This window comes from uncultured Eubacterium sp. (assembly GCF_934295145.1).
GTDB lineage: Bacteria > Bacillota > Clostridia > Lachnospirales > Lachnospiraceae > Eubacterium_I.
Genome location: NZ_CAKRAS010000091.1, coordinates 1 through 6,861, shown reverse-complemented (window position 1 = coordinate 6,861; position 6,861 = coordinate 1). Strand labels below are relative to the sequence as shown.

At 38.1% G+C, this 6,861-nt stretch carries 6 protein-coding genes; all 6 read right to left on the bottom strand.

The annotated features are described in order from the left end of the window. Nucleotides 1-104: 104 nt before the first annotated feature. Entirely contained in the window at nucleotides 105-1,442 is a 1,338-nt protein-coding gene (locus tag Q0I54_RS12805; protein WP_296119173.1) for an ATP-binding protein, read from the bottom strand. Between the two features lie 232 nt (nucleotides 1,443-1,674). Continuing rightward, on the bottom strand, nucleotides 1,675-2,262 hold the full coding sequence (locus Q0I54_RS12800; RefSeq protein ID WP_296119170.1) for a DUF1349 domain-containing protein: 588 nt from the start codon (nucleotides 2,260-2,262) through the stop codon (nucleotides 1,675-1,677). Between the two features lie 38 nt (nucleotides 2,263-2,300). Continuing rightward, nucleotides 2,301-3,170, bottom strand: a complete 870-nt coding sequence (locus Q0I54_RS12795) for a helix-turn-helix domain-containing protein (protein ID WP_353886717.1) — start codon at nucleotides 3,168-3,170, stop codon at nucleotides 2,301-2,303. 396 nt (nucleotides 3,171-3,566) lie between these two features. Continuing rightward, complete coding sequence (locus Q0I54_RS12790) at nucleotides 3,567-4,736, bottom strand: iron-containing alcohol dehydrogenase (protein WP_296119167.1); 1,170 nt, start codon at nucleotides 4,734-4,736, stop codon at nucleotides 3,567-3,569. A 314-nt stretch (nucleotides 4,737-5,050) separates the two neighbouring features. Continuing rightward, nucleotides 5,051-5,248, bottom strand: a complete 198-nt coding sequence (locus Q0I54_RS12785; RefSeq protein ID WP_288619934.1) for a hypothetical protein — start codon at nucleotides 5,246-5,248, stop codon at nucleotides 5,051-5,053. 266 nt (nucleotides 5,249-5,514) lie between these two features. Beyond that, on the bottom strand, nucleotides 5,515-6,861 hold a 1,347-nt coding region (locus Q0I54_RS12780), incomplete at its 5' end, for an MATE family efflux transporter (protein ID WP_296119162.1).

Below are 6,861 nucleotides of genomic sequence, written 5' to 3'. Positions count from 1 at the left end.
AATATATACTCTAAATAAATTTGCAGAAAAAAAGTGTGCTTTGCACACTGAGTTCAATGATAACAAAGCACACTTTAAAAGTCAATGCAGAGATTTCTAAAAAACTATTCTTCCAGAGATCGAATATATCTTTTCAATAAAAATGTACAAAAATATGGAAATGTCCGAATTCCGTTTTCTATTCCGATATTTCCTTTAATAAATTTAATTCCAAATGTGATATCTGGATATTTATCGCTTTCTATCAAACTACGCAACGATTTTGAACGGCCATTTGTCGCTTTTACTTCTACCGGAACCAGATATTTCTTTGTTCTGACAAAAAAATCTTCTTCTAATGTAGAATTATCCTTTTTATAATAATAAAGATCATACCCGCCTTTTACCAGAGCTTCTGCTACAATATTTTCATATAAAGCACCTTTATAAACATTCAGATTTTTATTTGCCCGCAAATCATCCTGCGTTTCCTCATCCATCATTGCCACCAGCATGCCCGTATCAAAATAGTAGAGCTTATATTTTTCACTATCATAATTTCCTTTTAACGGAAGCTCCGGATATAACAGGCAGTAACAGATATTTACCAGTCCACTGTCTTTTAACCAGTCGATACATCCACGATAATCTTTGAATCGTGCACCGCTTGCCACTTTGGAAATCTGAAATTTTTTATTATCTTTTGCAAGCTGAATTGGAATATGATTAAACACATTCAGAATCCTTGCCTGATCCAACCCTTCCGCATATTTTCGAATATCTTCGCGATAATCTTCCAGCAACTGCATCTGAAGCTGCAATGTACCTTCAAATGTATTTGTCCGAATATATTCTTTTACAACTCCAGGCAATCCACCTAAAATGCAATAATCTAAAAACAAATTGTCATACGTCTGGATTTCAGCGTCATTAAATGGCGTTCCATTTTTCATATGCTCCAGCATATCTTCAATCCATTCCTTCTGATATCCCTTCGCCCACAAAAATTCCTCAAAATCCATAGAATACATTTTGTAATCTGTTTTATATCCAACACTGTTACTTTCTATTCTCTGGTACGAAATTCCCAACAGAGAACCACTGCAGATAACATCAAAACGTCCATCCTGTGCAAAGAACTTCAAACTGGTAGCAATTTCAGGAAATTCCTGCAGCTCATCAAAAAACAGTAACGTTTCTCCCGGTATAAAACGTTTTTTCGGATCAATCCTTGACATATTTTTAATAATATCTGCTGCCTGATATCCATCACTGATAATTGCTTTATATTTTGGTTCTTCTACAAAATTAATCTCAATAAATGATTTATAATTTTTTTCTGCAAAACTTCGTATCGACTCCGTTTTTCCAATCTGTCTTGCCCCTTTTACAATCAGTGGCTTGCGATATTCGTTCGATTTCCACTCTGCCAGATATTGGTCTATTTTTCTTTGTAAATACATCCGTCTGTGCCTCCCATAAAAATCGCAGTCTACACTTATACAATGCACACCTTACAGCAAGAATACCAGGAACATTCCTGATTTTTCTTCCTACTTCATTAATATACCATATTATCTTGTTTATTCAACAATTTTATGAGCGAATTTTTTATATATATTTACACTTTTATGAGGGAATTTTCCGCATACTCTTACACTTTTATGAGGGAATTATCTTTTTGCCATTATAAAATCATTTTCCGGCTCTTATATTTTTTACAGTTTTCTTTTCAATAGACAGATGTTCATACGTGCGTATTCCACCATCTCCAGTTGGCGCCTGTGCAAGCAATCCTACTTTTATCACAGATTCCACCGGTAAATGAAAATATCTCATCATATAGAAATTTTCTCCATCCACGGAATAATGAAATGCAAAATTATTATCTACACGGCAGACCTGAAGCCACGCAGAATTTCCTTCCAGATTACATCCATTTGCATCGTCAGAATCTCCTTTTGTTACCACACTTACAGCAGCATGTGTTCCAAAATCCGTCAATTCATAACAACATTTTGCCCAACAGGTCAGATTTTTCATCACCATCACAGATGCCGAATCATAAACATCTTTAAAATCATGGCTTACTTTTACTTTTAATACAAAGTCTCCCTTCACTTCTGTATAATAATATGGTGCATTGCAAAGAGACTCCGGAAGAATTCCTTCTTCACACTCATCCGTACTGCCACAGAAAAAATCTGTTTTTCCTGGTGCATAAATTTCAATTTTGTCGTCTGTTTTTACAATAGTACTTTCGTTTAACCACTGAAATTTCATAATTTTCTTCTCCTTCACTACATATTTGTTACCAAACATTATCTGTTTTCTTTTCTATATTCAGTTGGTGATATACCAAGATTTTCTTTAAAACTCCGATAAAATCCGGATACACTGTTAAAACCGGATTCATAAGCCACATCTACAACTTTTTTATCTGTTTTCATCAATAATTCTGCTGCATAATCAAGACGCTGTTCCAAAATATAAGCACGCATCGTCCTGTCATACTGCATCTTAAACAGGCGATTCAAATATCCATAGTCCATTGGCAGCTCACTGATAAATTTTTCAATTTCATCCTGTTCACAAAAATGTATGGAAAAAAAGTCATACATCTCATGAACAATTTTTTGCTTGAAATCATATTTTGCCGGTTGGATTTCTGTTTTACCAGGTGGAATAATCTTACACTTAAGTACACGCTCTGAACAATATGTTTTTAATTTTTCAGGATGCAAAATCAACACACTGCGCTTTACTTTCCTGACTACTCCATCTTCAATCAATACATTCAGATATTTATTCAAGTTTGTACGGTTCAATCCAATAAAAGAGCACAATGAATTCATCGGAATATTTATCTGCTCATTATCCGTATTCTCATATACCGTATATAAAAAAGACGCAACCTTTTCCATTCCGCTGTCAAAAGTCTGGCTTTCCAGTTCATGTGCAAGCAGATAAATATAATCCATCAGCATCTGGCGAATTTCTTCATTTAACTCTGGATATTCACTTAGCCGATGCCATTGCTCCCTGGGTACAACAATTGCTTCAATTTCTGTCACTGCTTCCACCTGCATCAAATTCTGGATTGGACTGTCTGTGGAAAGTGCAAAGGGAACCAGATAATCAGATCCGCAATATGCCAGATCTTTACCAAGATTACTTTCAACTATAGACACTTTTACTTCCCCGGACAGTAAATAATAAATATGAGTCCATGTATTGTGCGGTTGAATCAGAATATCCCCAGCCTGAAAAGTTCTTTTTTCAAATCCTGAATTTATAAATATCTGCCTGAATTTTTTAAAATTTCCTTTTAGATAATATCGTGGTGCGGACATTTTATTTTCCTCCTGTATTCCAGTATAGCACAGTGTCATTTTCCAATCCAGATTTCAGACTTTCATTTTTCAATGTGCACATTATCTGCACGAAATGCTTTTATTTGACAGGAAATTTATCGTAATTTCCTATCAAATGAAAATAACCTCCGATATACCCTAAAAGATATACCAGAGGTTTCCATCATTTTCTACTTCTGCAAAATCTGGATTATCTACATAAAAATCCGATTTTTAAAAATTAACGTCCTGTCCGTAATAGCAGCATGCCATAATCTTTTTCATGTCTTCTACCTTTGTCTCACGTGGATTAAATAAAGTACATGGATCACCACATGCAGCTTCTGCCAATACATCAAGTGTTTCTTTATATACGTTCTCATCTACACCTGCTGCCTGATAAGAAACCGGAATTCCAATTGATGCATTCAAATCCTTAATTGCTCTTACTAATGCATTTACTTTCTGTTTATCTGTTGCACCGGAAAGCCCAAGAGCATCCGCAATATCTGCGAAACGATCTGCTGCAACCAGACTGTTATATTCGATAACATATGGCAGCATGATTGCATTACAACGGCCATGAGTAATACCATAATTCACCCCTACTTTATGCGCAAGAGAATGTACAATACCAAGCAGAGCATTAGAAAAAGACATTCCTGCCATATCCTGACCTACATGAACCTGTTTTCTGGCCTCTGAGCTGCCATTGCAGGAATCTTCCAGGTTTTCAAATACCATCTGCGCGCTCTTAAGTGCCAGACAGTCAGTCAAATCCGTATGTGCTGTTGCCACATATGCCTCAATGGAATGAGTCAGTGCATCCATACCAGAATCCGCTGTTAATACCTGTGACATAGAAAGTGGAATTTTCGTATCTACGATTGCAATATCCGGTGTGATTTCAAAATCTGCAATTGGATATTTAATTTTAGTATCATCTTCTGTTATTACAGAAAAAGAAGTAACCTCTGTTCCTGTTCCGGAAGTAGTTCCAATTGCAACAAAAATTGCTTTTTTACGAAGTTTTGGAAGTGAATATGGTGTTTTAATATCATCAAATTTCAATTCCGGATTTTCATAAAAAATCCACATTGCTTTTGCGCTGTCTGTCGGTGAACCACCACCTAATGAAACAATCACATCCGGCTCCCACTCACACATCTGCTCAGCGCCACGGTAAACCGTTGATATCAGCGGATTACTTTCAACTTTATCAAATACCTTTACTTCCATTCCGTTATCATGAAGAAGGTTTTTGACTTTTTCCAGATATCCGTTATCAATCATAAAATTTGTTCCAGTTACAACAAACGCCTTTTTATGCCCTTTTAACACACTTAAGTTCTCAATAGCGTCTTCACCATAATATACATCTCTTGGAATTGTAAATCTAGCCATCTTTTATACCTCTTTCTTCTCATTTTTCTTCAGGTTTTTCCCTTTTGATTACATTAAAAGAATACACGATGGCCCAGATTTGTTCTTCTCATTTTCCATAAATATTATGTACTTTAAAGTTTGCTTTCTCACAGCAGGCACTATCAACACTATTTCGACGTTCGTCAATTATGCAAACATATTGACTCTCTTGCACTCAATATATCATAAGTCGCACCTACGGTGCTTGTCGCTGCTTATGCAGCTCTTATGATCAACATTCGCCGTTCGCCAATAGTGAGCAAGCTCCCTATGGCTCTCTTGCGCTCATTATATCATGATTCTGCACCGTTATTAAATAATTTGCTCAGTGTTTCTTTCTGATCCTGCAGTACCTTCAGAACATATTTGTCAAAATGTCTTACCTCCTGATTTTCCTGTGCACTGTATCCTGCCGCACCTATATTGATGATAACCGGAGCTGTTGCGGCAGTGTAAGTCTCCATTGGCATTTGTAATTTCTGCGTTTTCATCAATTACCAGTTGTCCGTTTACTTTTTTTGAACATAACTCTCTTCTTCCCGGTCCGATGTCTTATCCTGTTTTTCTTTTATATCCTCATTTTCCTTAATTCTTTCACAATTGACAAACCATCCATCACAGGCAGCATGACATCTGAAATAATCGCATCATAGTTTGTCTTCACCGCTGCCTCATATCTGGATTTCCATCATAACAGACCGTAACCTGAAAATTCTTACTGCAAAACCAGTCATATAGCACATCCGCCAGACGTGTTTCATCCTCTATGATCAAAAATTTTCTCATGATTTCTCACTTTCTTTTTCCATACACCGCTCAGATATCGCAAACCGCCCAGACCTGCTGCGCACCACCAGGTGATCGGAGACACCCACCAGAGCCCCCAATATCCCCACAGACAGGAAAACAAAAATGCAAAACCGATACGGGTAATGACCTCACTGATGCCCATCCAGATGGTAATTTTCACGTCTCCCACTGCACGAAGCATGTTATGAAACAGATTCAATGTTCCGACACCAATCAGAAACGGTGCAAAAATATGCATGTATTCCACTCCATAACCAATCGCTTCCTGATTATCAGTAAACATCCGCATGACCACTGGTGCCAGCAAGAAGATCAACGGTGATACAACCGCATATCCAATGGCATTCAACAAAAATGTAGTGCGAAATCCGGCTTTGATCCGCTCAATGTTCTTCGCCCCCGTATTTTGTCCGGTAAAGGTTCCCAGTGCCGTTCCGAGAGCATCGCCCACCTGCATTCCAAGCCCTTCCACTTTGATACACACACCATACGCTACAACCAATGTCGTTCCGTATGTATTTACCACTGCCTGTAATGTCATATCTGAAATGGAAATAATGCTCATCTGCAATGCTGCCGGCAGACCATACACCAGCATTTGTTTTCCGATATAAGTATCCAGTTTCAGTTTATCTCTGCGGATCCGAAGCATCGGCAAAATCTTCCATGCATAAAGCAGGCAGGCCACGCCGGATATAACCTGCGCCAGTACGGTTGCAAATGCAGCACCGCCAACTCCCAGAGGAATCACAGCCACAAATAAAATATCAAATACAATATTCAACAAACTGGAGATACCAAGAAAAATCAGCGGAACCACGGAATTACCCAGTGAGCGTAAAACAGCAGAAATCCAGTTATACAACATTGTTCCGACAGAACCGGCACAAATGATCCGCAGGTACAAAACAGCCGCATCCAGTACCTCTGCCGGAGTCTGCAGCACGATCAGCAACGGCCTTGTCATAAGCAATCCGATCACCGTAACAAATATCGTCATGCCAAGTGCAATAAAAATAGAGGAAAAGAATGTCTTTACTACTTTATCCTCTTCCTTTGCACCATAGTATTGTGACATAACAACCGTTACACCCGTCGTCAGACCGATGATCAACGAAAATACCAGATACATACCGACGCCTGCCACACTGACCGCTGCCAGCGCATTATCCCCTAAAAAATGCCCCACAATATAAGAGTCTGCAAAATTATAGATTCTCTGGAAAACCAGCCCCAGCAACACAGGCATTGCAAATCTCAAAATCTGCGGTGCGATACGTCCGGAAGTCATATC

Coding starts and splice junctions, on each gene's coding strand:
- Q0I54_RS12805 (WP_296119173.1), bottom strand. CDS start 1,442: ATGTATTTACAAAGAAAAATAGACCAATATCTGGCAGAGTGGAAATCG.
- Q0I54_RS12800 (WP_296119170.1), bottom strand. CDS start 2,262: ATGAAATTTCAGTGGTTAAACGAAAGTACTATTGTAAAAACAGACGAC.
- Q0I54_RS12790 (WP_296119167.1), bottom strand. CDS start 4,736: ATGGCTAGATTTACAATTCCAAGAGATGTATATTATGGTGAAGACGCT.
- Q0I54_RS12785 (WP_288619934.1), bottom strand. CDS start 5,248: ATGAAAACGCAGAAATTACAAATGCCAATGGAGACTTACACTGCCGCA.